Source organism: uncultured Faecalibaculum sp. (genome assembly GCF_910588395.1).
In the GTDB taxonomy this organism is placed as follows: domain Bacteria; phylum Bacillota_I; class Bacilli_A; order Erysipelotrichales; family Erysipelotrichaceae; genus Faecalibaculum.
In genome coordinates this window covers 1-2,078 of sequence record NZ_CAJUPA010000080.1, presented here as the reverse complement: position 1 = coordinate 2,078, position 2,078 = coordinate 1, and the positions used below count along the sequence as shown (strand labels likewise).

Annotated in this window: 2 protein-coding genes and 1 pseudogene; all 3 read left to right on the top strand. The window is 56.6% G+C overall.

The annotated features are described in order from the left end of the window. The coding region (locus QZ305_RS11650; protein ID WP_294732165.1) for a glucosaminidase domain-containing protein at nt 1–1,341 on the top strand (1,341 nt) is incomplete at its 5' end. 127 nt (nt 1,342–1,468) lie between these two features. After that, nucleotides 1,469–1,747 carry a DUF6870 family protein gene (locus QZ305_RS11645; protein ID WP_294732163.1) on the top strand — a complete coding sequence of 93 codons (279 nt, stop codon included), beginning with the start codon at nt 1,469–1,471 and terminating at the stop codon, nt 1,745–1,747. 115 nt (nt 1,748–1,862) lie between these two features. After that, nucleotides 1,863–2,078, top strand: a pseudogene (locus tag QZ305_RS11640) (recombinase family protein); the annotation flags it as partial.

Below are 2,078 nucleotides of genomic sequence, written 5' to 3'. Positions count from 1 at the left end.
GTGGAGATGACGGAGCCTGCCACGATCCGGTATACGGGCGGTGCGAATTGGACGGAGACCGGGGACGGGAGAGGCACGAGGGATCATGTGCTTGCCGCTTATGGGTATGCGGTGGAGCTGTTTGCTTATCTGTGCCAGATGTTTGGGCTGGACCCTCTGGCGGACGGGGTTGTGGTTTCCCATTCCGAGGGGCATAGGAGGGGGATTGCAAGCAATCACGGGGACGTGGAGCATATCTGGAAGCGGTTTGGGCTGTCTATGGGGCAGTTTCGGAAGGATATCAGGGCGGCTATGGACGGTGCGGAGACTGGGAATGACAGCGGCGGGGACGGCGGTTCTGGCGCGGGTGTTTCCGGGCTTACAAGGATTATGGGGAAGGCTGTGGCGACGGCGGAGCAGATGCGGGAGTATGTGAAGGGGAAGAATCCGGGGGTGGCGCAGTCGGTTTTGGATATGGTGCCGCTGTATCTGTCGGAAGGGGAGGCCGAGGGCGTGAGAGGGGATGTGGCTTTTGCCCAGTCGTGCCTGGAGACGGGGAATTTTACGTTTTCGGGTTCGGCGGTCTCTTTGGAGCAGAATAATTTTGCCGGGATGGGCGTGGTGAAAAACGGGGTGAAGGGGCTGTGTTTTAATACGGCGCTGCTTGGTATCCGGTGCCAGGTGCAGCATTTGAAAGCCTATGCCTGTACGGAGGATTTGGTGAATGGGAATGTGGACCCGCGCTTTAGGTATGTGGCAAGGGGGTGTGCGCCTTATGTGGAGTGGCTGGGTGTCCAGGAGAATCCCCAGGGGAAAGGCTGGGCTGCGGGAGCCGGGTATGGGGAGAAGGTCCTGGGGATTTTGAGGGAGATTACCGGGGAGGCCGGGAGCGGCGGAAGCGGTTGCGGTGTGCCGGGGAATCCGGTGGAGCCTATGGCCGGGTTTGTGAAGGTGTTCTATAAGGGCAGGGACGGGGTGAATGTGCGGACTGCTCCCTGCATGGGGGACAATGTGGACCAGGTGGTGTATGAGGGGATTTATACGGTTACGGGCATCAGCGCGGACAGGCGGTGGTACAGGCTGAAATCGGGGCTTTTTATCACGGCGGATGCGGAGTATGTGATGTTTATGGAGAGGCTGCCGGGGAAGTCTTCTTATCTGGTGCGGGTGGATATCCCGGATCTGAATATCCGTAAGGGGCCGGGGACGGATTTTGCCCGGACGGGGCTGTTTACGGGTGTGGGTGTGTTTACGGTTGTGGAGGAAGCGGACGGGAAGGGAGCCGGGAAGTGGGGGCTTTTGAAGTCGTATAAGAGGGAGCGGAACGGGTGGATTTCGCTGGATTTTGTGACGAGGCTGTAAGGGCGTTTTTGTTGAGGGGCAGGGATGCCTTATTTTTTTGTCTTGCTATATGCTGCCGGAGGGCTGTTGAGGTCTGGGCGGCGCGTCGGCCGGGGGATTCCCCGGCGGTACATACCATGCCGTTGGTATGAATTTTGGAAAGGTAAGGGAATTGGTTATGACGGTGATGGAGCTGGACGCGCTGAAAGACGTGGATGTGAGGACTGTGGAGAAGGAGGGGCTTGTGGATATCCGGGAGGTGGAGATTGACCGGAGCCTGCCGCTGGAGGAAAGGAAGAGGGCTTATCTGGAAGCGGTGGGGAATCCTTATGCGGTGCGTGTGGGGGATATGAAGGTGAAGGTACGGTTTGCGGAGGACGGGGGCTCTTTTGAAGAGGCTTTTGAAAATATGCTGCGGAATGTTTAAAATAACAGTGGACTTTTTTAGGCGGAGGCGCTATGATTGTCTTAGGGACAAGTTAGTGCATCCGCCTTTTTGATTTTGCAGGTGATTCTGGCAAATTAGAAAGGAGCGGGAGCACATGAAGAACAAACAATTCAAGAAGATCTATCATGCCGCCATCTATGTCCGGTTGTCGAAGGAGGATGGCGATGTTGCGGGCGCGTCTAAGGCGGAGAGCAACAGCATTTCTAATCAGAAAGAGTTAATCAGAGATTTCCTGAAGGACAAAGAGGATATTGTGGTGGTTTCGGAACGGGTGGACGACGGGTACAGCGGTTCCAGTTTTGAGCGGCCT

Bases quoted from the DNA above. Each gene is read 5' to 3' on its own strand.
- QZ305_RS11645 (WP_294732163.1), top strand. From the start codon at position 1,469: ATGAATTTTGGAAAGGTAAGGGAATTGGTTATGACGGTGATGGAGCTG.